General features: G+C 58.3%; 19 protein-coding genes. 10 read left to right on the top strand and 9 right to left on the bottom strand.

All coding sequences use genetic code 11. From position 1 onward, the window contains the following. Window positions 1–5 precede the first annotated feature (5 nt). Window positions 6–359 (top strand): hypothetical protein, encoded by a 354-nt coding sequence (locus HQ843_RS20475; protein ID WP_180901454.1) that lies wholly within the window; start codon window positions 6–8, stop codon window positions 357–359. 371 nt (window positions 360–730) lie between these two features. Here the strand turns inward: HQ843_RS20475 and HQ843_RS20470 are convergent, their stop codons facing one another. Continuing rightward, window positions 731–1,147, bottom strand: a complete 417-nt coding sequence (locus HQ843_RS20470) for a VOC family protein (protein WP_180901455.1) — start codon at window positions 1,145–1,147, stop codon at window positions 731–733. A gap of 38 nt (window positions 1,148–1,185) precedes the next feature. Between HQ843_RS20470 and HQ843_RS20465 the strand changes: the two genes are divergently transcribed. Further along, window positions 1,186–2,031 carry a helix-turn-helix domain-containing protein gene (locus tag HQ843_RS20465; protein ID WP_210275306.1) on the top strand — a complete coding sequence of 282 codons (846 nt, stop codon included), beginning with the start codon at window positions 1,186–1,188 and terminating at the stop codon, window positions 2,029–2,031. Here HQ843_RS20465 and HQ843_RS20460 read toward each other — a convergent pair. The 3 genes from HQ843_RS20460 to HQ843_RS20450 form a co-directional block, all read right to left on the bottom strand. Beyond that, window positions 2,006–2,422 carry a YdeI/OmpD-associated family protein gene (locus HQ843_RS20460; protein WP_180901456.1) on the bottom strand — a complete coding sequence of 139 codons (417 nt, stop codon included), beginning with the start codon at window positions 2,420–2,422 and terminating at the stop codon, window positions 2,006–2,008. The genes HQ843_RS20465 and HQ843_RS20460 overlap by 26 nt on opposite strands. Window positions 2,423–2,931: 509 nt before the next feature. Continuing rightward, window positions 2,932–4,068 carry a DNA polymerase IV gene (gene dinB, locus HQ843_RS20455; RefSeq protein WP_180901457.1) on the bottom strand — a complete coding sequence of 379 codons (1,137 nt, stop codon included), beginning with the start codon at window positions 4,066–4,068 and terminating at the stop codon, window positions 2,932–2,934. 7 nt (window positions 4,069–4,075) lie between these two features. Further along, the gene (locus tag HQ843_RS20450) at window positions 4,076–6,145 is read right to left on the bottom strand and encodes an ATP-dependent helicase (RefSeq protein WP_180901458.1); all 2,070 of its coding nucleotides are present in this window, start codon (window positions 6,143–6,145) and stop codon (window positions 4,076–4,078) included. A 929-nt stretch (window positions 6,146–7,074) separates the two neighbouring features. Between HQ843_RS20450 and HQ843_RS20445 the strand changes: the two genes are divergently transcribed. Both HQ843_RS20445 and HQ843_RS20440 read left to right on the top strand, forming a co-directional pair. Next, window positions 7,075–9,246 carry a dehydrogenase E1 component subunit alpha/beta gene (locus HQ843_RS20445; RefSeq protein WP_180903294.1) on the top strand — a complete coding sequence of 724 codons (2,172 nt, stop codon included), beginning with the start codon at window positions 7,075–7,077 and terminating at the stop codon, window positions 9,244–9,246. Next, window positions 9,243–10,322: a GlxA family transcriptional regulator gene (locus HQ843_RS20440; RefSeq protein ID WP_180901459.1), complete on the top strand. Its 1,080-nt coding sequence runs from the start codon at window positions 9,243–9,245 to the stop codon at window positions 10,320–10,322. Before HQ843_RS20445 ends, HQ843_RS20440 begins: the two co-directional genes overlap by 4 nt. A gap of 22 nt (window positions 10,323–10,344) precedes the next feature. Here the strand turns inward: HQ843_RS20440 and HQ843_RS20435 are convergent, their stop codons facing one another. The 4 genes from HQ843_RS20435 to HQ843_RS20420 all read right to left on the bottom strand — a co-directional run bounded on the left by HQ843_RS20435 (window position 10,345) and on the right by HQ843_RS20420 (window position 15,608). Then, a complete protein-coding gene (locus tag HQ843_RS20435; protein WP_180903292.1) occupies window positions 10,345–11,613 on the bottom strand; it encodes a four-carbon acid sugar kinase family protein in 1,269 nt (422 codons plus the stop codon). Between the two features lie 217 nt (window positions 11,614–11,830). Continuing rightward, complete coding sequence (locus tag HQ843_RS20430; RefSeq protein ID WP_180901461.1) at window positions 11,831–13,075, bottom strand: aminotransferase class III-fold pyridoxal phosphate-dependent enzyme; 1,245 nt, start codon at window positions 13,073–13,075, stop codon at window positions 11,831–11,833. 52 nt (window positions 13,076–13,127) lie between these two features. Continuing rightward, window positions 13,128–14,723: an ABC transporter substrate-binding protein gene (locus HQ843_RS20425; RefSeq protein WP_246710181.1), complete on the bottom strand. Its 1,596-nt coding sequence runs from the start codon at window positions 14,721–14,723 to the stop codon at window positions 13,128–13,130. A gap of 177 nt (window positions 14,724–14,900) precedes the next feature. Next, on the bottom strand, window positions 14,901–15,608 hold the full coding sequence (locus tag HQ843_RS20420; protein ID WP_180901462.1) for a hypothetical protein: 708 nt from the start codon (window positions 15,606–15,608) through the stop codon (window positions 14,901–14,903). 383 nt (window positions 15,609–15,991) lie between these two features. Between HQ843_RS20420 and HQ843_RS20415 the strand changes: the two genes are divergently transcribed. Then, a complete protein-coding gene (locus tag HQ843_RS20415) occupies window positions 15,992–16,711 on the top strand; it encodes a response regulator transcription factor (protein ID WP_180901463.1) in 720 nt (239 codons plus the stop codon). 66 nt (window positions 16,712–16,777) lie between these two features. On the opposite strand, the gene HQ843_RS20410 is transcribed toward HQ843_RS20415, so the two are convergent. Continuing rightward, a complete protein-coding gene (locus tag HQ843_RS20410) occupies window positions 16,778–17,590 on the bottom strand; it encodes an IclR family transcriptional regulator (protein WP_180901464.1) in 813 nt (270 codons plus the stop codon). 199 nt (window positions 17,591–17,789) lie between these two features. On the opposite strand from HQ843_RS20410, the gene HQ843_RS20405 reads away from it, so the two are divergent. Genes HQ843_RS20405 through HQ843_RS20385 form a run of 5 tightly spaced genes read left to right on the top strand, consistent with a single transcriptional unit; the run spans window position 17,790 to window position 22,925 of the window. Beyond that, window positions 17,790–18,803: an ABC transporter permease gene (locus HQ843_RS20405; RefSeq protein WP_180902101.1), complete on the top strand. Its 1,014-nt coding sequence runs from the start codon at window positions 17,790–17,792 to the stop codon at window positions 18,801–18,803. A gap of 3 nt (window positions 18,804–18,806) precedes the next feature. Next, window positions 18,807–19,652, top strand: coding sequence for an ABC transporter permease (locus HQ843_RS20400; RefSeq protein WP_180901465.1), 846 nt, complete (start codon window positions 18,807–18,809; stop codon window positions 19,650–19,652). Next, entirely contained in the window at window positions 19,649–20,650 is a 1,002-nt protein-coding gene (locus tag HQ843_RS20395) for an ABC transporter ATP-binding protein (protein WP_180901466.1), read from the top strand. Before HQ843_RS20400 ends, HQ843_RS20395 begins: the two co-directional genes overlap by 4 nt. Then, on the top strand, window positions 20,647–21,660 hold the full coding sequence (locus HQ843_RS20390; protein ID WP_180901467.1) for an ABC transporter ATP-binding protein: 1,014 nt from the start codon (window positions 20,647–20,649) through the stop codon (window positions 21,658–21,660). The genes HQ843_RS20395 and HQ843_RS20390 overlap by 4 nt, the downstream gene beginning before the upstream one ends. A gap of 20 nt (window positions 21,661–21,680) precedes the next feature. Further along, window positions 21,681–22,925, top strand: coding sequence for a CaiB/BaiF CoA transferase family protein (locus HQ843_RS20385; RefSeq protein ID WP_180901468.1), 1,245 nt, complete (start codon window positions 21,681–21,683; stop codon window positions 22,923–22,925). The last annotated feature ends 14 nt before the right edge of the window (window positions 22,926–22,939 follow it).

Here is a 22,939-nt window from a genome sequence, read left to right as displayed (position 1 = left end):
CGGATATGAAATACTCAGCTACTTCGACACCCGATTCCTGCGGTCAGCTTCAGAAAACCGCCATTCATCTGCATCGCAACAAAAGTTGGCCATCCGCCGCAACCTCGACGTTTGCCGCGTCGCAGCGCATGGCAGATTTCGGGATACGTAACTGGCTGATTGATCGTCCGAATGGTGAAGGGTTTCGGGTGCCGTCAGGCGTACGAAAGCCTCTCATGCAGGAACCCGCAGTCGGCAATTTCCGAGCTATGGGGTTTTGTGTGTTGGAGCTTCGGGCGGGTCTGATCGCGGGGAATTTTCCGGTGATTGCGCGCGTGGTTGCCCGAACCTCCACTGGCAAGGTGGATGATGGCTTCTAAAGCACGAGAAACGCCAGACCAGGCGTCCGTATGGGTATGGCTACCAGGGAGGACGGAGCCCGTTGTCGTCGGGCTGCTTACGCGTGCGGGCGCCCAGTTCGTCTTCAATTACGGCCGTTCCTAACTTGATAGGCCCGATGCGATCTCCCTATACGCGCCGCGGCCAGCCCAGGAAGCGCACGTGCCACGATAAGCATGTCACGTTCTGGGAAAATGCCGCAAGCAGGGATGCTGCGCCGAAAGCGACTGCGCCCACCATCAAAAGTCTGCGACGGCCGATCCGGTCCCCCGGGGGTCCCATGGCGTCCATCGCACCCGCCAGAGCAGTGCCTGTGTCACGGCACCAACGGCTAAACGAGCTTTCGACGAGCTCAGTGCAGCTCTACAAAGTGCGGGTTGTACATGATGCCCAGTATGTTGCCAAAGGGGTCGAGAACTGATGCGGTGACAAAGCCGGATTCGCCCCGCTTCGTGATCGGGTCATGTTCGGTGGCGCCCAGCGCCTTCAAGCGTGACAGAACGCTTTCGATATCATCGACGTGCCAGTACAGTATGGCGCCTCCCGGTCCGGTTTTCGTGCCATCAGGAGCATATTTACTGTCGACGATACCGAATTCATCGGCATCGTCTCCGATACGGAACTCGATATAGGCGGGATGTTCGCGGCTCGGCATCTGGAAATAGGCTTCGATACCGAAAAGTTCAGTGTACCATTCACGCGCGGCAGTCAGGTCGTCGGCAAAGTAGTTGACGGTGGCCATGCCCCGTAGAAAATGTTTGTTGCCCATTGGTTTGCTCCACATGGTTCGTTGTCGATGGAGAGATCATGTCATCAAAGGATCCTGGCGTATTTCAAAAACCCGCAGAGACCTATGATCCGCGTGGCCGCCTCGACCCCACCGGCTTTGATCGGCATGTGCGCTTCCGTACGCGGTTGCCCTGCGAACCCCTCCGCCGGTTCCTGGATCATTTCTGGGTCATTCGATGGGACGTATCGGAAAATGCCTATCATTCGGCCGAGGTCATGCATCGGCCCTATGTTGACGCTTTTCTCTCTCTCGACTGGTCAGGCGTCCAGGGAACCTTTCGGGGCAAGCGCGTTTATGAGGCTCATGGAAGCGGCCGTATAATAGGTGCCCGATTTCTGCCCGGCGCCTTCCGGTCATTCTGGTCGGGTGAACTGACAAACCTGCAGGATCAACAACTCCCCCTATCCGAACTCCTTGACGGCCTGGATCAGACAACCGTGGAGCAGTTGCTTGCAAATGACGACGACGGCGTCATAGATCGCCTTGAAAAACTGCTTTTGCTCAAGAAGCCGGCACCGGACGAGAATATTGCTTTGGTCAATACGATCATTGCGGCGATCGAAGCCGATGACACTCTGTCCTCCGTGTCCGCTGTCGCCGACAGCTTTCGCTATAGCGAGCGCTGGCTGCAGCAACTGTTCCGCACCTATGTCGGCATAGGACTTAAATGGTTCTTGCAGCGTCACAGGTTATTGTTGGCCGCCGAACGCATTCGCGGCAGCGATGCGCCGGACTGGGCCGACATGGCCTACGACCTGGGCTATTCGAGTCAGCAACACTTTATCACCGATTTCCGCAAGGTTCTCGGTGAGACGCCGCTGCAATACTGGGCCACGGTTACGCGGTCGCGAGGAGCGAGTTGAGCGAGATTGCAGGGACGTTCGCCGGCCACTTGCCCCTTTCCACACCGCGACGCACAGCTGCCAGTCCGGCAGGGCGCATGTGGCCAGAGGCGATCAGGCGCCGCACGGTGCGGGCGTTGATCTCACTCCAATTGCTGTTCGGCCTGCGGCGGGAATAGCGCTGGAGGAAACTGCAATCGTCAAATCCCTTGCGCAAACCATCGATCCAACCCCAGCAGAGCGCCATTTCAATCGCCTGCTCGGGTGTGACGGTAGGCAATCGGGATTTCACCTTGTGGATCTTAACCCACACGCTCACTTCGATGTCGTGGTGCGATTCCAGCCAGGAATAAAAACCTCCGGGATCTGTGAACTCCAGCACCTTGGACATGTCGACTTCAAATGTAGCCATTGCGTTTCCTTTCCAGCTATGCGGATACTGGAAAACCTCATCGGTTTGAGTCTTACAAAAATCCGCAGTAGCTGGCGGTACGCCTCACCGGTTCTGGAGCCCAGGTTCATGCTAATCCCCGCCGGTGGCATTGACCTTGGTCCGGGTGCTCCACAAGTGCCTGGAGAAATTCGGTCCGAGGCCAGCAGCCGAACGGCAGCTCGTCATCACGTTCGACCTCGACTCTGCCATCCGGGGAGAGCCTAACGAATGACAAGTTTCGGGCGGCGGCGGAAGTCCCCTGAACGGCGACAATGGCGTCGGATGCTGAACGGCGGGTTTCTGTGGCTTCCTTGCCAGACCGGACAGGCAGCAAACGGCCCCTTTGCTGCCGATCCGGAACCCCCAATTTCCTCGTCATAGACCAGCAGCATTCGATCAATGTCCATTCATGCTCAGGCCACAGGATGTAAATGAGATCCAGAGGCGTGGTGAGCGGGAAATAGGCCTGCTTTCCTTCGGCTCGGGGCTCACAGCAAGCTCATCTGAGTATCCCCTGGCGTCTCTGACTCTTCGCCCAGTGAGGAAAGCGTCACACCGAGCAGGCGAATCCCCTTCTTCACCGGAAAGATCTCAGTCAGCAACGCGGTAGCGGTCTCGCTGATCTCATCTGCGCTTCGCATGTTGTGGCCAACCGACCGGCTCCGCGTGATCTGCTGGAAGTCTGCGTATTTCACCTTCAATGTGACGGTTCGCCCGCTGATCCGTTTGTTCTCCGCATGGCGCCAGACCTTGCTTGCGAGCGGGAGCAACTCGGTCTTCGCCGACGCCAGGTCGAAGATATCGGCAGCAAAGGTATCTTCAGCCCCGATTGATTTGCGCGGCCGATCGGGCTGAACCGGACGCTCGTCGATCCCGCGGGAGATCCGATAATACCATCCGCCCGACTTGCCGAAGTTGTCGCGCAGGAAAGTGAGCGACTTCTCGCGCAAGTCGGCCCCGGTCACGATCCCGAGCCGTTGCATCTTTTCGGCCGTCGCCGGCCCGACGCCATGGAACTTCTTGACCGCCAGCTCTGCGACGAACGCCGGCCCCATCTTCGGCGTGATCACGGCCTGACCGTTCGGCTTGTTGAGATCACTCGCCATCTTCGCGAGGAACTTGCAGTAGGAGATACCGGCAGAGGCATTCAGGCCGGTCACCTCCTTGATGCGGGCACGAATGAGTGATGCGATCTCGGTTGCGAACGCGATCCCTTGCTTGTTTTCCGTGACGTCAAGATAGGCCTCGTCGAGCGAAAGCGGCTCGATCAGATCGGTATGCTCAGTGAATATCTGATGGATCTGCGCCGAGACCGACCGGTAGACGTCGAAACGCGGCTTTACGAACACCAGTTCCGGACAGCGCCGCTTCGCGGTCACTGACGGCAAGGCGGAACGCACGCCAAACGCCCGCGCCTCATAACTCGCAGCCGCAACAACGCCCCGCGCCGCCGATCCGCCGACTGCGACCGGCTTACCCCTCAGCTCGGGATTGTCGCGCTGCTCGACAGAGGCATAGAACGCGTCCATGTCCAGATGGACGATCTTGCGGATGACCGGGGCGGCATCATTCGCGTCGACCTCGTGGTCTCTCGCAGAAACTATCAGTTCGCTCGGCGCGGCCATATCCACCTCACCGCCACATCCCGCGCATCCGCGCTCCGACATCGAGACGGACTTGCCGCGGCCCTGCGTTGTTCTGTTGCCCCGGCTTTACCACCGGCCATGTCCTGTTCTCAAAATGCTGCAACAACATAGCGGGAATGAACCGGGTTCGCGAGGCATAGACATGCCTGTCGCCGGTCGAGGACTGCCCGTGCGTAAAGAAGCGCTGCGGCACGACAAGGTTCAGGCTGTCTCGCGCCCGCGTCATCGCCACGTAAAGCAGGCGTCGTTCTTCCTCGATATCGTCGGTCGTGCCGACACCGAGATCGGAGGGGATGCAGCCGTCGACTGCATTGAGCACAAAGACCGAGCGCCATTCCTGCCCCTTGGCCGAATGGATGGTCGAAAGGATCAGATAGTCCTCGTCGCGCAGCGGCACGCCGGCCTGGCCGGAGGTGGCGTCCGGTGGGTCGAGCGTCAGCTCGGTCAGGAATCGCTCCCGTGACGGATAGCCGGCGGCAATGTCCTCAAGCTGGAGGAGATCGGCGCGGCGCATCTCGAAGTCTTCATGGATGCGTTCCAGATACGGCTCATACCATGCCCGGATCCGGCCGATCTCGGCGGGCCAGCCCATGTTTGATTGGCGAAGGTCCGTGACCAAAGACACAAGACCCGGCCAATCGGCCACCGCACGCGAGGGGGCCGGCAGTGCCGCGAGGGTCCCGACCGGATCGGCGGTTTCCGCAATCGCGTCCAGCGCGTTTTGTGCCGAGGCCGGGCCAACACCGGGCAAGAGCTGCATCAGCCTGAAGCCCGCCACGCGATCGCGCATGTTCTGGGCAAACCGCAGCGCTGCCAGCAGGTCTTTCACATGCGCGGAATCGAGGAACTTCAGACCGCCGAACTTCACGAAGGGAATGTTGCGACGCGTGAGTTCCACCTCCAGCGGCCCGCTGTGATGGCTCGCCCGAAACAGCACGGCCTGATCCTTCAGCCGCATGCCGCCTTCGCGGTTGTCGAGAACCTCGTCGGCAATGAACCGAGCCTGATCGCCTTCGTCGCGAACCGTCACCAGCCGCGGCTTTTCGGTTGAGACACGGTCGGTCCAGAGATCCTTGGTGTAGCGCTCCTGGGCGAGACCGATGACGCCATTGGCAGCCGCGAGGATCGGCTGTGTCGACCGGTAATTGCGGTCGAGCGTGATCACGTCGGCCTTCGGCGAGAATTCATTCGGGAAATCGAGGATGTTGCGAACCGTGGCAGCCCGGAACGAATAGATCGACTGTGCGTCGTCACCAACGACCGTCAGACCCCGCCCTCCGAGCTTGAGCGCCATCAGGATCGAGGATTGCAGGCGGTTGGTGTCCTGATATTCATCGACCAGGACATGATCCCAGCGTCCGCCGATCTCGGCGGCAAGCACCGGATCGCCCATGGTCTGCGCCCAGTAGAGCAGCAGATCATCATAATCGAGGACGTTCTGGACCTGCTTGGCCTCGACATAGGCCGAGAACAATTCCCTCAGTTCCTTTTCCCAGGCCGCACACCATGGAAAGTTCGCTCGCAGGATTTCCGCAAGCGGCGCCTCGGCATTGACGGTGCGCGAATAGATCGAGAGACAAGTGCCCTTCGCCGGAAACCGGTTCTCCGTCTTCGAGAAGCCGAGATCATGCCGGGCGAGGTTCATCAGGTCGGCCGAGTCCTCGCGATCATGAATGGTGAACTGCGGATCGAGACCAAGCTCGATTGCATATTCACGCAACAGACGGGCGCCGATCCCGTGGAAGGTGCCGGACCAGGCAAGCCCGTCAGCCATGATCCCGGCCTTGTCGCCAAGCGTCTTCGTGCATATCCGCTCGACGCGCCTTCCCATTTCGGCGGCGGCACGACGCGAAAAGGTCATCAGCAGGATCCGGCGAGGATCGGCGCCGGAGATGACGAGTTGGGCCACGCGATGGGCAAGCGTATTGGTCTTGCCGGATCCGGCGCCGGCGATGATCAGCAGCGGTCCGCCAATCGATCCATCTGGCAAATCCATGCCGTGCAGAACCGCGGCCCGCTGATTGTCATTCAACTTTTCGAGATGCGCCGCGCTCATGCCGTCCTGCCCTCAAGCCCTTGTGATTCAACGATGCGCGCATCGCGCATCGTTATCTTCTCCCGGTGGAAGTCCACAGGGCCACCAACGCGACCGAGTGACTCAAAACCGGAAAAGAACAAATAAGGAACATATCGGAGAATTCCGCCGTTGCAAAGTCCTCAAGGAGACTGTTCAACACCATGTCGAGCCATACGCTCGGTCCAGCGAGAGGGAGAGGTCGTCCATCTCGTCGCCCGGGAGCTACTTGACCTGTCCGCCGAGCTTGCAAGCGTTGGGAGCCGAGATGCGGCCTTCCCGCTTCCGCAGGGGTGGGGTGACGCGTTTCATCCTGGATTGCCGGCACCTGATCCGCGGGGAATGCCAAAGCCGCGCGGCATGTTCGAACCCTATGGGCATATCGATGAGATGCGGGTGAAGACGCGGGACTTTCGATGATCGGGCCGAATGCGCTCTGATACCTTTGAACTTCATCTTACCGATGTGATGGCGGCGGGCGGCGTTATGTTTGTGCGGCATACGGGGTCAATCAACCTATTTTCAATCCCGACCGCATAGACGCAAAACGTTGAAATTTGATCCCTGCGCCAACGCCGCCAGGAGTGGCTAACGACCGATTTCCTCCTCGATCGGGAAGAAGTCGAAGAGCGCTCCGAGCGGAAAGTTCGCCCGCCGTGGTCCGGCTATTATTTCGTCAATTCCGGTCTTGGGTAAGCGCGAATTTCTCCGCACCTTTTTCATCTGAGTTTTCTGCGGCATGAGGTGTCCACCAAAAACGAGGTGGACACCACGTATGGAAGATGACGGGCGGAAATTGCGGGTGACGGCAGTGCATCCGAGTGGGCGTCGATTGACAACTCCAATTAATGAAATTAAATTTCATTGTAGTTGAAAGCATAGCGGCCGCCAACCGGAGTTCGGAGGATGTAATGGTAAAGCGACGGCCCATCATTCCGGCCGCTGAATGGACCAGAATCGAAGTCGATGACAGCGATTGGGCGGCGCTGCCGGCCCGCGACTTGATCACATGGTATGCGCAGATGGTCCTGATCCGCCGGTTTGAGGAAAAATTGCTGGATCTTGAAAAGGCTGGCCTCGTCCACGGGCCCGCGCATGCCAGCGTCGGGCAGGAAGCATGTGGCGTCGGCGCCATGTCTGTTCTCGGCACGGGTGACAAGATCAACGGAACGCATCGAGCCCACCATCAGGTTCTCACCAAGCTCCTGAACTCTGCGATGCCCGAGGAATTCAGCGTCCTTGAGGACACGTTTACGCCGGAAATGGACGATGCCATCTATCGGTTCATGGCCGAAATTCTCGGTTTGGCGCCGGGCTATTGCGGTGGTCGGGGCGGCTCGATGCACATGCGCGCTGCCGAAGCCGGCATCGTCGGCACATCCGCCATCATCGGCGGCAATCCGCCCCATGCGGTTGGTTATGCGCTGGCGGACAAGCTTCTCGGCCGCGATTGCATCTCCGTGACGTTTTTCGGGGATGGGGCCACGCTGAATGGTGGCACTGCCGAAGCCATGAATATCGCCGCTGCTCAAAATCTTCCGGTCATCTTCTTTATTGAGAACAACCTTTACGGCGTCTCGACGCACATTTCGGACGTCACACGCGAAATTCGGCTCGCTTCGCGTGGTGTAATGAACGCAATCCCATCCCTGGAGTGTGACGGCATGGATGTTGTCGCGGTCCATCAGACTGTTGCCAATGCCAGAAAGCTGATCGCCGAGCGGGGCGGTCCAGTCGTTGTGGAGGCGCTCTGTTATCGGCATCTTCACCAGTCGGGCGGTCGTGCGGGCAGTGATTTCGGCTATCGCACCCGCGAAGAGGAGGCGTATTGGCGAAGCCGCGATCCTTTGGCGCTGGCTGCGGATCGACTGACCTCGCTGGGGTGTCTCAGCGTCGAGGCGCTCGGGCATATCGACTCGCTTATGATGGAACGCATATCAGCCGCGGTGGCCCGTCTTACAGAGACGGAGCCTGGCGGAAACGGGCTTCGGATACCCCCAAAGTTGTTTCCTGATCCGGCCACGCGGGACGACGGGATTGTCGGCGATCTTTCGGAGTTCCGAGACGCCAGGTTCCTAGATCATGACCAGTTGGACCGTACCGAGCTGGAAAACATCAAGTTTGTTACCGCTGCGTCTGAGACGATTGCGGCGGCGATGGAGCGCGACCCCACCATTATCGTCATGGGAGAGGATGCTCATCGCATGCGCGGGGGCGTGAGCGGATTCACCAAGGCGGCACTCGACCGCTGGCCGAACCGTATCTTACCGCTGCCAATTGCCGAGAATGGATTCACAGGCGTCGCCCTCGGAGCAGCCCTCAATGGCTTGCGACCAATCGTGGAGATCATGTTCGGCGACTTCTGCTTCACGGCCGCCGATCAGATCGTCAACGGCATCGCCAAGGTGCGCCACATGTTCGGAGACGGATTTCCTGTCCCGATCGTGCTGCGCGTGAGGATATCCCCCCATACCGGCTATGGCTCTCAGCATTCCGGTGACCCCTCCGCCCTATTCGGGATGTTTCCCGGCTGGCGGATCGCCACGCCGACCACCGCGCTGGACTATATAGGCCTCCTGAATTCCGCGATCGTTTGCAACGATCCTGTGGTCGTGTTCGAGCACACCGAACTCTATCAGCGTGAATTCCCTGTCCCCCGTGGGAGCCGGGATTTTTGTATTCCGTTGAAATCTGCTCGTGTGGTCCAGAGCGGTACTGCCTGCACTGTCCTTGCGACTTCGGTAATGGTTGAACGCGCGATCAAGGCCGCTTCGGAGGCCGGCATCGACGCCGAAATCATCGATTTGCGTAGTCTGGATTACCATGGAATGGATTGGGACACGATCGGGATATCCATCAAAAAGACGAACCGGGTGATCATCGCGGAGCAGACGGCACGGCGTCTGTCTATGGGAGCCACCTGGGCGGCGGAGATCCAGGAACGTTACTTTGATTTTCTCGACCACGAGATTTTGCGCGTCACCGGAGGCCTTGCCGCACCCACCGTGTCGCGCCCTCTCAATGAAGCAGCGCTTGCCGGCAGTAAGTCCATTCGCGACGCCCTCGAACGGATTGCCGGATGAACACTCACATGCAGCCGAACCTCAGAAAGACGCGAAAAGCCTCTATGGAGGTTCCTTCAAATCTGGGTAGAGCTGATGAGATGTCAGTAGCGTCAGAAGCGCCCTATGATATAGCGGTTGTTTCACTCGAGCCTGCACTGCACGCGGTCCTTCTGTCGATAGAACCGTTTCGCGCTGCCAACCGCTTGAGCAAGTCGCCACGTTTCCGCTTCGACTTCATCTCTGCGGATGGAGATCCGATACAAACGACACTGGACATTCTTATTCCACCGACCGCGAGGTTCGATGACGGCCGAACTTTCGACGTTGTTATGTTGCACTCCTCTTACGCGTTCAGCGACGATCGAAAGGGACCATTGTTCAACTGGCTGCGCAGGCAGGCCGCCTCCGGTGCTAAAATCTGCGGGATTGATACTGCACCGCTTCTGCTTGCCGAGGCAGGTCTATTGAAAAGCTACACCGCGACAAGTCATTGGAGCACCATAGCCTCATTCAAGGAGCTGCACCCCGACACAGACGTCGTTGAACAGCTCTTTGTCGTCGATCGGGAAAGGGCAACGTGCGCGGGCCAGGTTGCTTGCCTTGATCTGTCGCTCTACCTGCTCGAAAAACTGTGTGGTTCGGCGCTTTGCGAGCTCGTGGCCAACGAGATCGTTTATCCGCTGTCGCGTCCCGGCAGTAGCCCCCAGCGGCAGATTGTCAATGAACCCGCCTGGTCGACGAATCCGACTCTGATGAGGGCGCAACGATTGATGCGCGAGACGATTGAAGAGCCTCTCTCCATTGAGGCGCTTGCCGCCCGGTGTAATGTTTCCAAGAGAGAACTCCAGCATCTGTTCAGGAAGCACCTCAAGGACAGCCCGAAGAGCTACTATCTTGCGTTCCGGCTACAGCATGCCAGGGAGTTGCTTCTCTACAGCACACTCAGCATCCGTGAAACCGGGCTTGCAAGCGGCTTCTCGTCGCCGGCAACCTATTTCAGGGCGTTCAAGTCCAAATTCAATACAAGTCCAATGGGCTATCGCAGGGCGTTCCAAAGGAGTTCAGTCAAACCCGACGGGCGGCGGCTCTACTGATCCGGCCCGTTGGTTCAGGCGTTCAAGACAATGTCGGATCAAGCGCGTCCAGGCCTCCGAGCAGGATATCGTCCTCGCCGATTTTTCCGGACTTCAGAAACAACCCCATGCGAACGGGTTGCTCGGCAACGCAGAAACCGCTGCCCAACGGTCCTTCCGGCAGGACGCGAACGCGTTCAAGACCAAGGGCCGCCACCACGGCGCCGGACGTCTCTCCACCTGAAACCACGAGACGCCGCACGCCCCGTTCTTGAAGTCCTCTGGCTATGCCCCCCATGAGCCGCTCGGCGCGACGAGCGGCACCGAGCACCCCCAGGGCCGCCTGTGCTCTCGCAACCGCTGCCTCTTCGCCCATCGAAGCGATGCAGAAAGGTTGCGCACCGATCCGCGGGGCGGCCCAGTCCAGCGCCGAAGCGATGATTGCCTCTTCCTCCCGCGTGTCTGCCGGATCGATGGTCAGCAGTGGATGATCCTGGGCAAAACGGGCGACCTGAGCGAGCGCGGTGGGGCCGACGCTGCCGACGAGCACCGCGCCGGGGCCGTCGGGAAGCGATATTGGCGGGGGCAGGGCGCGCCGTGCTTGCGCGAGCCGTAGACCGACGCCGACGATCACCGGATCGCTTGCCACCACCACAGCGTCCGTTGCGACCGCCAGATCCGCCGTGACCTCCACATCGCCGTCGTCGCTGGTGTCCGCCAGTACATAGGCAACGCCGTCGGTCGTCGCGCTCCGCCAAGCCTCAGTGGTCACTTCAAGCCCGTGACGGAGTATGCTGTGGGGCAACAAGGCTACATCGGAGCCGATCTGTAGCGAGAGAAAGCGTGCAAGGTCAGGGTCCTCCATCGGCGTTAGTGGATCGTATCGTTTCACCGACTCCGAGAGCAGCCGACCGCGATAAAAGAGATAACCTTGATGCACCGAAACATTGTAGCGCGGAAACCCGGCACTCATCAGCACTGACCGGCCACCTGCTTCACCGCTCAAGAACCTTGCCGCAGGCCCGATATTGCCCGTGGCGGTGGAATCGAAACTGGCGCACGCCTTGTAGGCAATGCTGGAACAGCCAGCCGCGCGAAGCGCCGCCGCGCCTTCTCTGATTGTGGCCAATGCCTCTTCTACAAGGCAGACGCGGGTCCGCGTCGCCAGAATAAGCACCCCGCTTTCGAGTGAGGCTGAAACCCCTTGGCTGCTAAAGGCTACAGGTGCAGACACACCGGCTGTCTCGAGCATGCCGGCAACGAGAATGGCGCCGGTGAAGTCGTCTGCGATGATCCCCAGTTTCGGCGTCATGCTGCGTCCTCTGCTGCCGTAAGCATCTCAATTGCGATTTTTGGGTCAGGCTCATGCCACCACAGATCAGGAACAGTCGCCCGTCGCGACGAAGACGTTCGACCGTGTAATCTTGCATATAGCAAACGCCTCCACCAACGATGATTGACGCATTGCCGCCGTGCTTTCCCACAAAGGAGAGGCACCCGGCCTCGGTGCCAATGCAGATATGTTCCGCTCAATCCGGCACGACGCCTGCGGCGATCATGTCGGCCATCGCGTGATCCGCTGCCTCAATTCCGCGGTCAATGTCCGACGCGGAGTGGGCGGCGCAGATGAACATGTTGTGCCTCGGGTGAAAATACGCTCCGTGGCGCAGCGCGGCGAGACCGAATGCGTTGCCGAGGCGAAGCTGGTGGTCACCATCGAAAAGCACTGCTGGAATTTGTGCAGGCCCGGTCTGGCGAAGACTGAACCCGTGGCGGGCAGCCGCTTCGTCCAGTCCGGCCCGCAGGCGCTCGCCCATTGCCGCGATGTGATCGATGACGTGATCGCGCTTCACCACACCGATCGTGGCGATAGAGGCGGCCATGGCGGCCGCTCCGTACCAGAAGGAGCCGGTGACGAATACCTTGGACGCTGCCTGACGGAAGCTTTCGCCACCGGCGACAGCCGCCAGCGGCCAGCCGTTCGCGATCGACTTGGACATCGCCGTCAGATCGGGCTGGATGCCATAAGACGCCCAACTGCCGCGGAGATCGATGCGGAAACTGGCGCGGACATCGTCGAGGATCAGTGCTGCGTCAGCGCGATCGCAGATGTCGCGCGCAGCCTGCATAAATTCCGGGGTCGCCAATTCCTGATCGCGCATGACATCGTGGCGAAAGGCCGAGAGGATGACGCCTGCCAAATCACCCTCGGCATCGGCGGCGGCCTTCTCAAGACTGGCGATGTCGTTAAAATCAAACAAAATCAAATGCGCCTTGTCTTCGTCCGTCACGCCGACCACGGACGGGGTGCACCATGGAACTGCGCCATGATAGGCGCCACGCGCGACAAGTATCTTGCGCTTTCCGGTATGGGCGCGGGCGATCATGACGCAAGCCGTCGTGGCGTCTGTTCCGTTCTTCTGGAACAACGTCCAGTCAGCGCCATCGAGGGTATCGACCATCAGCTCTGCCAGTTCGACCATGGTCTCAGTCGGACCGTTGGAAATATCAGCCGTCTTCATCTGTTCGAAAGCGGCTGCATCCACTTCGGGATGCCGGTAGCCGAGCAGATTCGGTCCCCAAGCGCACATGAAGTCGACATATTCGTTGCCGTCCGCGTCCCAGACCCTGCAACCATCAGATTTGGAGAAGAACTGCGGATAGCCAGGCGCAATCGCGTGCGTCGCCATATGCCCCCACACTCCTCCAGGGACAACACGTTGTGCCCGATCAAGAAGTTGTTTGTCCCGGCTGTTGTGCAGGCTGATATTCATGAATTCTCTCCGTGGGCGGGTAAAGCGGGGGCGCACCCCCGCATCTCGCTTATTATTCGTTCGTGATTTCGGCGAGGGGCGTATTGCAGCAAGCGCTGAAACGCAGGCCCTTGATATTAGGTCCATGGGCGAGGATGAGATCCGGATTGACCATGGGAAGGAAAATGCCGGTGTCATGGATGATAGAAGCAGCTTTGAACCACTCCTTGTCAGATTCCTCGGGGGTTTTGGCCGCCAGCGCTGCGCTCATGATGCCGCGAACCTCGTGGTTGATCAGCGAAGGATCACGGTCACCACCGGCCCGTTTGGCCCAGGTCGAATCCGGTGCAAGGCCGAAGTAGTCGATGAACTGGGACGTGCCGAAGAAGTCGGGCGCATAAAACACCGCTGTCAGAGGAATGCCATCGCTGTTGATCACATCACGCCAGTTCGACAGCGGTACCGGTGTCAGGGAGACCTTGACGCCAACCTTGGCCAGATCCTGCTGGATCTTCTGCATCATGAGATTGAAGTCGACACCGTAGGTGTTCAGATCCGGATAAACGGACTCGATCTCAAAGCCGTCGGGGTAGCCGGCCTCGGCGAGAAGCTCCTTGGCGCGTTCGGGGTTGTATTCAGGAACCTTGTGCCCGTCGGCACCCGGGAAACCGGGTGAAACTGGTACAGCAATCTCCCTGCCGGCACCGCCGACAACCATGTCGATCAAGCCTTTGCGATCGATTGCGATCGAGATAGCTTCGCGGACCTTGGCGTCGAGCGGCACCTTGTTGTCCTTGGCGCCGGGTGACAGCGCGATATAAACGAAGTTCAGCGAGGGCTCACGCGTGATTACGACATCAGTTCCTTCAAGGCTGTTTGCGGTGTCCGGATCAATCTGCTGGGCAATGTCCACGGCGCCCGACTGCAGCATCTGTGCCTGAGCGACAGCGTCTTTCACCTGACGGAAAGTGACTTCGGGCACATGTGCCGGCGTGCCCCAATACTCCGCACTGCGCTTGAGTCGAAGTTCGGCATTGGGTTCGTAGCTCTCCAGCTCGAACGGCCCTGAGCCGGCGGAGTGCGTGAGAAACCAGGTTTCGGCCGTGTCTTTCTCAGGAGCGGTCGCATCGGCGACGCCACCGTTTTCGGCAACGAGGTCACTGTTGAGGATCGCCATATATGACGATGCCAGAATCTGGATATATTCGGAATTCGGTTGACCCAGCGTCAGCACGACGGTGCTAGCATCCGGAACGTCGATGACCGATATCGGATCGACCATGAAAGTGGTGTTGGTCTTGAGGTTCTTCAACCGATCAATAGTCCATTTCACATCTTTGGACTCGACGGGGCTGCCATCGGCAAACTTGGCGGTAGGATCGATATGCAGGGTAATCTTGGTCTGCTCTGGGTTGCTCTCCCAACTCTTTGCGAGCAGCGGCTGGAGCTTGTTGTCCTTGTCGAGCGTTACGAGCGATTGATAGGCGGAAGAGTTGTATATCTGACAAGTATCGCACCATGACCGGTGAGGGTCGAGCGAGTTAATGTCCATGTCGCGCGCGATCACCAGGGCCCGTTCGGCAGCTTGAGCCGATCCGCAGGCGGCCATTGCCAGCGCTATGGATAGCAGCAGGCGCCGCGATCGTTTCATTCCGTTTAAATTAATCATTTCTTGTTCTCCTCTGTTGGTCGGTGAGACATGCTCCCACCTTTTTGCCACTTTCACCTGTTGCCCTTTGGGGCACTTCGGATGGCGGAGTGGGTCGCCTGTGTTCGCAGGGCGTTGAAGCCTCGATCTCTTATATTTGAAGCTTATTCTATTGTTGGTCGCGCTTTCGGCTTGAGCTCACCATAAACGCTGCTTGCGAAGGGTTTGCAGGTTTGCATCCGCAGGGCGGAGAGCAACCGTCTCAAATGCACCGACGCTTGCTGAATAGTGATCGCTCACCATCAAAGTCACCTCACAGCGTGGACAATCCAACGCACGATAGTCGATGTCGCGATAGATGTTCTTGCAACACATGCACTGGACGTCGCGAGCGCGCGAACCTGTCAATTCGGCCTGTATCGCCGAGCCGACCCGCTCGCCGGGTCGCGCAAGTCTGGATACCGATAAGAGGAAGGACTGCGATCCGGCAGCATAAAGTTGGGTGGGACTGGAGGAAGCACGCAGGGATGCACAAAGGAGTTCTCGAAAGCTGCGATCATCTGGATTGACACAAGCGTCCATTCGATCAGGCAGTAGCAAGACGTCGACCTTGTTCTCGCGGCCTAGCACATGCAGTGTGAAGCGCTCACCCGAGACCGGAAAGGGGTTTGCCAGAAGTCGTTCCACTGCTGCCAGGCCCGCCTCGTCTGATACAATGAGATGCGTGCGTGCCGGACGCCAGTCAAGCGATGTGAAAAGTGGCAGCACTGAATTTTCGCCACAGACCGTATCCGGAATGGCGTCTTTGACATGTTGACTCAAGAAAACATTCATTGCTGCCTCGCTCGTGGTTCCGTCGACACCTTCAGATCCAGTAGATGGGGCGGCTTGAGGCTTCGCTTCCATCTTGCTTTTTTGCTATTGTTGAACCGTTGGTCGGTCAATCGTCTGAAAGTATGATTCTAGCTCTGGAAGCCGCTGGAGCGGGGGTGTATGCGCGTTTTGGACGCGATTTTACCGGAGTGTTTCATGTTCGTTTCGCCTTTTTCTGCGCGGTGATGCAGCATGCCGCCCGGTGCCCAACTGCACGGCAACTGTGAGGGTGAAACCGCGGATATGGCCGCCCAAACCTCGTCTTGCCGAACGGGTTAGCGTTCTCGGCACATGCATGACACGTGCACGTGATAAAGAAAGGCGCCACGATTACCCCTTGCATGATATATCATTTTGAGGAATTCTCATGACGGGGAATAAAGAGACGCGCCAATTTGCAAGTCAGGAGCGCCGGAATGAGAACCATCCAGGTCGAAAACGACGGTGACCAAAATACTGAGATCGTCAATCTGCTGAGATTTTCAATCGAGGCGACGCATCTTTCATCGGCGGTTTTCTATTGGGTCGATGATCGAACCCGGATGAAGTTCGTGGCTGTTGAAGGCGTGGACCAGAGCCGACTTAACCTCTACCAATCGACTTTCTACGAACACGACCCCTGCAGTCCTTCCCGTATGATTGATCTCCAATTGCGGACCCAGACGCTTGGGCAGGCATGCTCGACGCTGCCCAATGGTACGATGGAGCGTTACCGTCCCTATATGAACTTCAGTGGAATCAGGGACTCTCTGGAAATGCTGTTCTGGTGTGAAGGGCGTGCTATTGCCGGCATGGGCCTGATCGCCCGGGATGGCGATGCGCCCTGTATCCCGCTGGAGGTCGTCAAACTCGCCGACAGCATGCAGACCTATATTGAAGCGAGCCTCTTGCGCCATCCACATGTCGTGCGCGAACTGGCGCGGCACAGGCTGTTGGTCCATTACATGCTGTCGCCGAGGGAACTCGCTGTTGTGCATCTGGTTTGTAGAGGCCTGACGAATATCGAGATTGCTGAAGAACTCTCGATTTCGCTTCCCACTGTAAAAACTCATTTACAGAATATGTTTGAAAAGATGAACGTGTCGAACAGGGCTAGTCTCATTTCGGAAGTGCAGCAGATTGGAATGATCCATTAGACTGTTTGCTGAGCCCTGAAGGCATGATGCCATGCGGGTCTGAGGTCATGCAGCACCCTATTTCAATTATGCAATATCATTTCCGGCCAATTTCAGCTTCAGTTGTTCCGTCATCTTTATCAGTTCCGGTCCCGTAGAAGTCATGCAGACCTCACGTGGCAGAATGTCTACAATGCCGCCGCAGGTGATTGACACGGTCGGTGAACCATCGGTGGGAAAGAAACACGTCCCCACAGCGTTGATATAGCTGTACCAAGCGCCGAATGCGCCCACGAAGCCGCGTTGCGACTGATCGACAACGGCCTGATCAACCAGCGATGCGATGCGTTTGGCCTGGGCTGGCTCCCTTTCAATCAACTGTTCGACGATGCTTGTGCGTTCCGCGCGCTCCATGACCGCGAGATGGGCCAAGCCATTGGCAGTCCGCCAAATCGGCAGCCGGGAGCCGACATCGAGCCGCAAGGTCACGGGAGAAATAGGTCTGCAGGTCGCAATATACACCATCTCCAATCCGTCGCGCATTCCAATGGCCACAGCAGCGCCGGTCTTCTCCGTTAGGTGCTCCATCAAGGGACGGGCGATGTGTACGACCGGGCTCGAACTCAGCGCTGAATAACCGAGCGATACGGTTGCCGGCCCAATGCTGTAGCGTCCGAGCCGGTCGTTGTAGTGGAGATAGCCAAGATTGGTCAGGGTGAGCGTCAAGCGGGATATAGTTGCTTTGGGAAGGCCCGTTCGCTCGATCAAATCCTGGTTGCCCAAGGTGGTATCACTGGCGGTGAAAGCACGGAGAATATCCAGTCCCCTTGCTAAGGTTGCGGCTGAGCCCGGGCTCTCCGCCGATGCCTTATCGAGAGGAGGTTGCGCTCTTTTCCTCATCTAGTGTTCCTTCTTAATGGACCGTACCTTGCCTGATTCAAAGGCATTTGGCGTTTTACTCCGATTACCAAAAGCCATTGTCGAGAAAAAATGGAATTTAATTTCATCAAAGTTGACGTCTTATCTGTTTTTTGTCAATCTCTCCCTGCATGACGAAACGACAAAGCCGATAATCCGATCACAGGAAGGCTCTATAACCTTGACTAGATACATAGTCCGTCGACTTTTTGCGATGCCCTTCCTGATACTGGGAATTGTCACACTCGCATTCCTCCTTACCACCGTGGTGAAGGGCGATCCGCTGAGCGCGATCGTCTCCGAACGACAGATGAACAACCCTGACATTGTGGCAGCTGCCAAGGCGCGATGGGGCCTAGATAAACCGTTGCCTGAGCGTTACGTGATCTATGTTACGAACCTGCTCAAAGGCGATATGGGGACATCCTTCATCACCCGCCGACCGGTAACACAGGATTTGATGTACCGCCTTCCCGCCACTATGGAGTTGGTTATCGCCGCCATGCTTGTTGGAACGGTGATGGGCATTTCGCTTGGCGTTCTCGCCGCCTATTTTCGGGGAACGGCAATCGATCACGTCGCTCGCCTCATTGCCTTGTTCGGCTCCAGCGTGCCTGTTTTCTGGCTCGGCCTGGCGCTGATTTACGTGACGTCCGTCCACTGGCACTTCCTTCCTGGTCCCGGCAGGGTTGATGCGCGCGCGGCGCTACCTCCAACGATCACAGGGTTCATTATCATCGACAGTCTGCTGTCTGGCGACTTCCGACTATTCGCCGATGCGCTACGGCATTTGATCCTTCCTGCCTTCGTTCTGGGGTGGTCGGTAGCAGGCACGATTTCGCGCCTCGTCCGCGCCAATATGTTGGAAGTCATGAGCCGCGAGTTCATCCTGACCGCAAGGGCAAAGGGAGCAGGAGAGTTCAGGGTCGTCATGCATCATGCCCTTCGCAATACAATGGTGCCGACACTGACGGTGATTGGATATTCGTTTGCATACCTCCTGACGGGGGCGGTGCTTACCGAGACGATATTTTCGTGGCCGGGAATGGGGTCCTACGCCGTTCAGGCCGCGCGGGGCCTTGATTTCCCCGCAATCATCGGTGTGACGATCGTCGGCGGCTCGATGTTCCTCCTGACCAATCTGCTGACAGACATCGCCTATGTTGTTGCTAACCCTCGTGTCCGGTTGAGTTGAACGATGACTGAAACCACTCTCACTCCACTTGGCCGCAGGCCAATCATGATGATGATTTCGCTGCCACTGGTCGTCGGTGGAATTATCATCGCGTTCTGGCTTATGGCCACACTGTTCGCACCGTTCATGACATCCTTTGACCCATTGGAGATGGTTGGGCGCAGGTTGCAGCCGCCAAGCTGGGATCATTGGCTGGGAACTGATGCTCTTGGACGAGACGTGTTCGCCAGAACGCTCTATGGCGCCCGGCACTCCATACCAATTGCCGTTATCGTTGTCGCGATCGCCGTATTTATCGGTTCCGCGCTGGGTGCACTTTCGGGCTTCGTCGGTGGCCTCCCCGGCGCTGGGATCATGCGTCTGGTCGACATAACCCTGTCGTTTCCCCCCATGTTGCTGGCCATGGCGGTTGCCGCCTCCCTCGGCCCTGGCTTGGAGAACGCTGCTGTTGCCATGGTCATCGTCTGGTGGCCGATCTATGCACGCCTGATGCGGGCGCAAGTGCTGGAAGTGCGCGAGCGTGAACACGTCGAAGCCGCTGTCGCGGCTGGGGCAACCCCTGCACGGGTTCTGTCGAAGCATATTCTGCCGCTTTGCTGGACACCCGTTCTCATCAGCGCGACGATGGATTTGGGGCAAGTCATCCTGCTTGCCGCTTCGCTCTCCTTTATCGGCCTCGGCGCAAAACCCCCGGCACCTGAATGGGGCTCCATGATTTCTGACGGCGCGTCACAGTTCTATTCCTGGTGGGTCGCGTTGGGGCCGGGCGTGGCTATCCTTACCGTCGTCTTGGGCTTCAACTTCATTGGTGACGGCCTCCGCGATTACTTCGACCCGAGGTCCCAATGAACAATCATACAGAATCCGAACCCCTATTTGAATTTCGCGACCTGCGCGTCGCCTTTGGCGGCGGAGCGGTGGGCTACTTCGAGGCTGTTCGAGGCCTGAATTTCAGTGTCGGTGCCGGCGAGGTGCTCGGGATTGTCGGCGAGTCCGGATCGGGCAAGTCCGTTGGCATGCTGGCAGCTCTTGGTCTGCTGCCAAAGGATACCCGGATAACCGGTTCGGTGCGCTTCCGAGGTCGCGAACTGGTGGGGCTCCCCCGGCGAGAGCTGCGAAAGTTGAGCGGATCACGTATCGCTATGATCTTTCAGGATCCGCTTTCCTCGCTCAATCCCGTGATGACTGTTGGGGCCCAGCTTCTTGAATCGCTCACTCTGCATAACTCGAACATCTCTCGGAAAGATGCTTTGGCGCGTGCGACTGAACTCCTCGAGCTCGTCGCCATCCCGCAGCCGGACAGGAGGTTGCAGCAGTATCCTCATGAGTTCTCTGGCGGCATGCGACAGCGCGTCATAATTGCGATGGCGATGGCCAACAATCCGGATGTTCTGATTGCCGACGAACCGACGACTGCGCTTGACGTGACCGTTCAGGCACAGATCATGGACGTGCTCGCCGATCTCCAGCATAGGCTCAAGCTGGGGATCATTTTGATCACGCACGATCTGGGCGTCCTCGCAGGCTTCGCTGACAAGGTTGCAGTCATTTATTCGGGCGAAGTTGTGGAACAGGCAAACATTTTCGATCTGTTTGCCCGCCCGGGTCATCCCTACACGCGCGGCCTCATAGAATCTATTCCCAATATGGCGGTCGCTCGCGACAGACTGTTTTCCATCAGCGGTGCTCCGCCTGCTCTCGGACATTTGCCTGGGGGCTGTGCATTTCATCCGCGCTGCCCCGTCGCTCAGACGATCTGTAGTACTGAAGCGCCGAAGCCGGCCGGCGACGAGAACCATAGCGCCGCTTGCCATTTCGCCTTTTCCGCGACGGAGACCATGGCATGACCGAACATCAGGCAATTCTTTCCGTCCGCAACATCGTCAAACAGTTCCCGATTAAAGGCGGCTTTCTGATTGAACGCGAAGTCGGCCAGGTCAATGCTGTCGCCGGCATCAGCTTTGATGTTTCCGCAGGGGAAACGCTTGGCCTGGTGGGCGAAAGCGGATGTGGCAAGTCCACTCTGGGCCGTTGCCTGCTGCGGCTTATCGAGCCGACATCCGGCGAGATTTTCTTCGAGGGCGTCGACATCAACCGGCTTCCCTCGGAAGAGATGCGCATGTTGCGCAAGCGCATCCAATTGATGTTTCAAGACCCCTACGGTTCCTTGCACCCCCGTATGAAAATCAGAGACAATATCGCCGAGCCGCTGCGCATCAGCGATATGACGAAGGCGCAACGCAGGGCGCGCGTCGACGAAATGCTTGAGTTGGTTCGTCTCAATCCGGAACACGGCGATCGCTACCCGCATCAGCTTTCAGGCGGGCAGCGTCAGCGCGTCGTCATTGCACGCGCGTTGGCGATGAAGCCTGATCTCCTGGTTTTGGACGAGCCGGTATCTGCGCTCGACGTCTCCGTCCAGGCGGGCGTGCTCAATCTGCTGAAGGATATCCAACGAGATCTCGGGACGGCTTATGTGTTCATCGCACATGATCTTTCGGTGGTGCAGCACATTTCCGATCGTGTGGCGGTCATGTATCTCGGGCGCATGGTGGAGATCGCGCCGAAAATGCAGCTTTATGGCCAGCCGATGCATCCCTACACTCAGGCGCTCATGTCAGCCGTGCCGTTGGCAGATCCGATCCGCGAGCGTTCGCGCAAGCGCATCGTGCTCAAGGGCGACGTTCCAAGCCCCATCAACCCGCCTTCAGGCTGCCGGTTTCGCACGCGTTGTCCGAAGGCCCAGTCCCTCTGCGCCGAAATTGAGCCGCAGCTGACCGATCACGGCAATGGTCATCATGTGGCCTGTCATTTTCCCGATGCGCAGCCTTCGGGCCTGTTGGGTGAGGTGGCTTAGGTGTCTTGGGAGGAGTAGACATGACAACAAAGGAACTTCCTCTTGAGGGGTTGAAGGTATTGGACCTGTCGCGGGTGCTTGCCGGTCCCTGGGCCACAATGAGCCTTGGGGATCTTGGTGCCGATATCTGGAAGATCGAGAACGTTAAGGGCGGTGACGATACCCGCGCGTGGTCGGTGCCGAACTACAAGGGTGTGAGCACCTATTATCTCTGCGCCAACCGCGGAAAGCATAGCATCGCGCTCGACCTCAAGAGCGCCGAGGGGCGCCAGATCGTTCTCGATCTGGCTGCAAAGGCCGACATTCTCGTCGAGAATTTCCGTGCCGGCACAGTTGACCGCTTGGGGCTTGGCTACGAAGCCATACGTAAGATCAACCCGGCCATCATCTACTGCTCAATCTCCGGTTATGGACAGACCGGTCCGCAACGTGCCCGCCCCGGATATGATTTCATCATGCAAGCGGAAAGCGGATTGATGTCCATCACTGGTCAGGTTGACGGGCCACCCAATAGGTTGGGCGTCGCCTTCACCGACGTGGTGGCCGGGATGGTATCGACGCAGTCGATCCTAGCAGCACTTTATCAGCGCACGAAGACAGGGGAGGGGCAGTTCATTGATGTATCCCTGCTGGAGTCCACCCTCAATCTCTTGATCAATGTCGGCAGCGGGTACCTGAATGCTGGTGTCGAAGCATCACGCTATGGCAACGCCCACCCGACCGTTGTGCCTTATCAGGTTTTTGATGCCCTGGACGGCCCTTTCGCGCTTGCTGTGGGAAATGACAGGATATTCGTCGACTTCTGCCAGAATGTCATATCGAGACAGGACTTGGCGGCGGATCCACGCTATGCCACCTCGCACCTGCGGGCAATAAATCGCAATACTCTGATACAGGAGCTTGTAGAGGTGCTCGCTCGGCAGTCGGTTAATCATTGGCTAAGCCTATGCGGCGAATATGGCGTTCCCGCTGGCAGGGTGAAAACCGTCGCAGACGCTCTGGAGAGCGAAGTCGTCGTCGAACGTGGCGTCGTACAAGAGCTTACTCATCGCGTTTTAGGCCCGGTTCGGCTGATACGACCTGCTCACGGTCTTGCCGCTCAGACCGGAAGAATGCCGAAAGCGCCTCCATTGCTGGGTGAGGATACAGCCATTGTCCTCTCCGATGTGCTTGGATTCAGTGCTGACCATATCCGCAATCTGGAAAACAGCGGCGTGATCGCATGCCACGATAGCACCAAGCTCGCTAGCTCTGAACCGTCATAGTCCTGGTTGCGCCA

The sequence above is a fragment of the Martelella sp. NC20 genome (assembly GCF_013459645.1).
Taxonomy (GTDB): domain Bacteria; phylum Pseudomonadota; class Alphaproteobacteria; order Rhizobiales; family Rhizobiaceae; genus Martelella.
Note: the sequence above shows the minus strand (reverse complement) of the source record. Positions and strands in the feature narration are given on the sequence as shown.

Excerpts from the sequence above, each read along its gene's own strand:
- HQ843_RS20475 (WP_180901454.1), top strand. The coding sequence starts at position 6 with ATGAAATACTCAGCTACTTCGACACCCGATTCCTGCGGTCAGCTTCAG.
- HQ843_RS20470 (WP_180901455.1), bottom strand. The coding sequence starts at position 1,147 with ATGGGCAACAAACATTTTCTACGGGGCATGGCCACCGTCAACTACTTT.
- HQ843_RS20465 (WP_210275306.1), top strand. The coding sequence starts at position 1,186 with ATGTCATCAAAGGATCCTGGCGTATTTCAAAAACCCGCAGAGACCTAT.
- HQ843_RS20460 (WP_180901456.1), bottom strand. The coding sequence starts at position 2,422 with ATGGCTACATTTGAAGTCGACATGTCCAAGGTGCTGGAGTTCACAGAT.
- dinB (WP_180901457.1), bottom strand. The coding sequence starts at position 4,068 with ATGGCCGCGCCGAGCGAACTGATAGTTTCTGCGAGAGACCACGAGGTC.
- HQ843_RS20450 (WP_180901458.1), bottom strand. The coding sequence starts at position 6,145 with ATGAGCGCGGCGCATCTCGAAAAGTTGAATGACAATCAGCGGGCCGCG.
- HQ843_RS20445 (WP_180903294.1), top strand. The coding sequence starts at position 7,075 with ATGGTAAAGCGACGGCCCATCATTCCGGCCGCTGAATGGACCAGAATC.
- HQ843_RS20440 (WP_180901459.1), top strand. The coding sequence starts at position 9,243 with ATGAACACTCACATGCAGCCGAACCTCAGAAAGACGCGAAAAGCCTCT.
- HQ843_RS20435 (WP_180903292.1), bottom strand. The coding sequence starts at position 11,613 with ATGACGCCGAAACTGGGGATCATCGCAGACGACTTCACCGGCGCCATT.
- HQ843_RS20430 (WP_180901461.1), bottom strand. The coding sequence starts at position 13,075 with ATGAATATCAGCCTGCACAACAGCCGGGACAAACAACTTCTTGATCGG.
- HQ843_RS20425 (WP_246710181.1), bottom strand. The coding sequence starts at position 14,723 with ATGATTAATTTAAACGGAATGAAACGATCGCGGCGCCTGCTGCTATCC.
- HQ843_RS20420 (WP_180901462.1), bottom strand. The coding sequence starts at position 15,608 with ATGGAAGCGAAGCCTCAAGCCGCCCCATCTACTGGATCTGAAGGTGTC.
- HQ843_RS20415 (WP_180901463.1), top strand. The coding sequence starts at position 15,992 with ATGAGAACCATCCAGGTCGAAAACGACGGTGACCAAAATACTGAGATC.
- HQ843_RS20410 (WP_180901464.1), bottom strand. The coding sequence starts at position 17,590 with ATGAGGAAAAGAGCGCAACCTCCTCTCGATAAGGCATCGGCGGAGAGC.
- HQ843_RS20400 (WP_180901465.1), top strand. The coding sequence starts at position 18,807 with ATGACTGAAACCACTCTCACTCCACTTGGCCGCAGGCCAATCATGATG.
- HQ843_RS20395 (WP_180901466.1), top strand. The coding sequence starts at position 19,649 with ATGAACAATCATACAGAATCCGAACCCCTATTTGAATTTCGCGACCTG.
- HQ843_RS20390 (WP_180901467.1), top strand. The coding sequence starts at position 20,647 with ATGACCGAACATCAGGCAATTCTTTCCGTCCGCAACATCGTCAAACAG.
- HQ843_RS20385 (WP_180901468.1), top strand. The coding sequence starts at position 21,681 with ATGACAACAAAGGAACTTCCTCTTGAGGGGTTGAAGGTATTGGACCTG.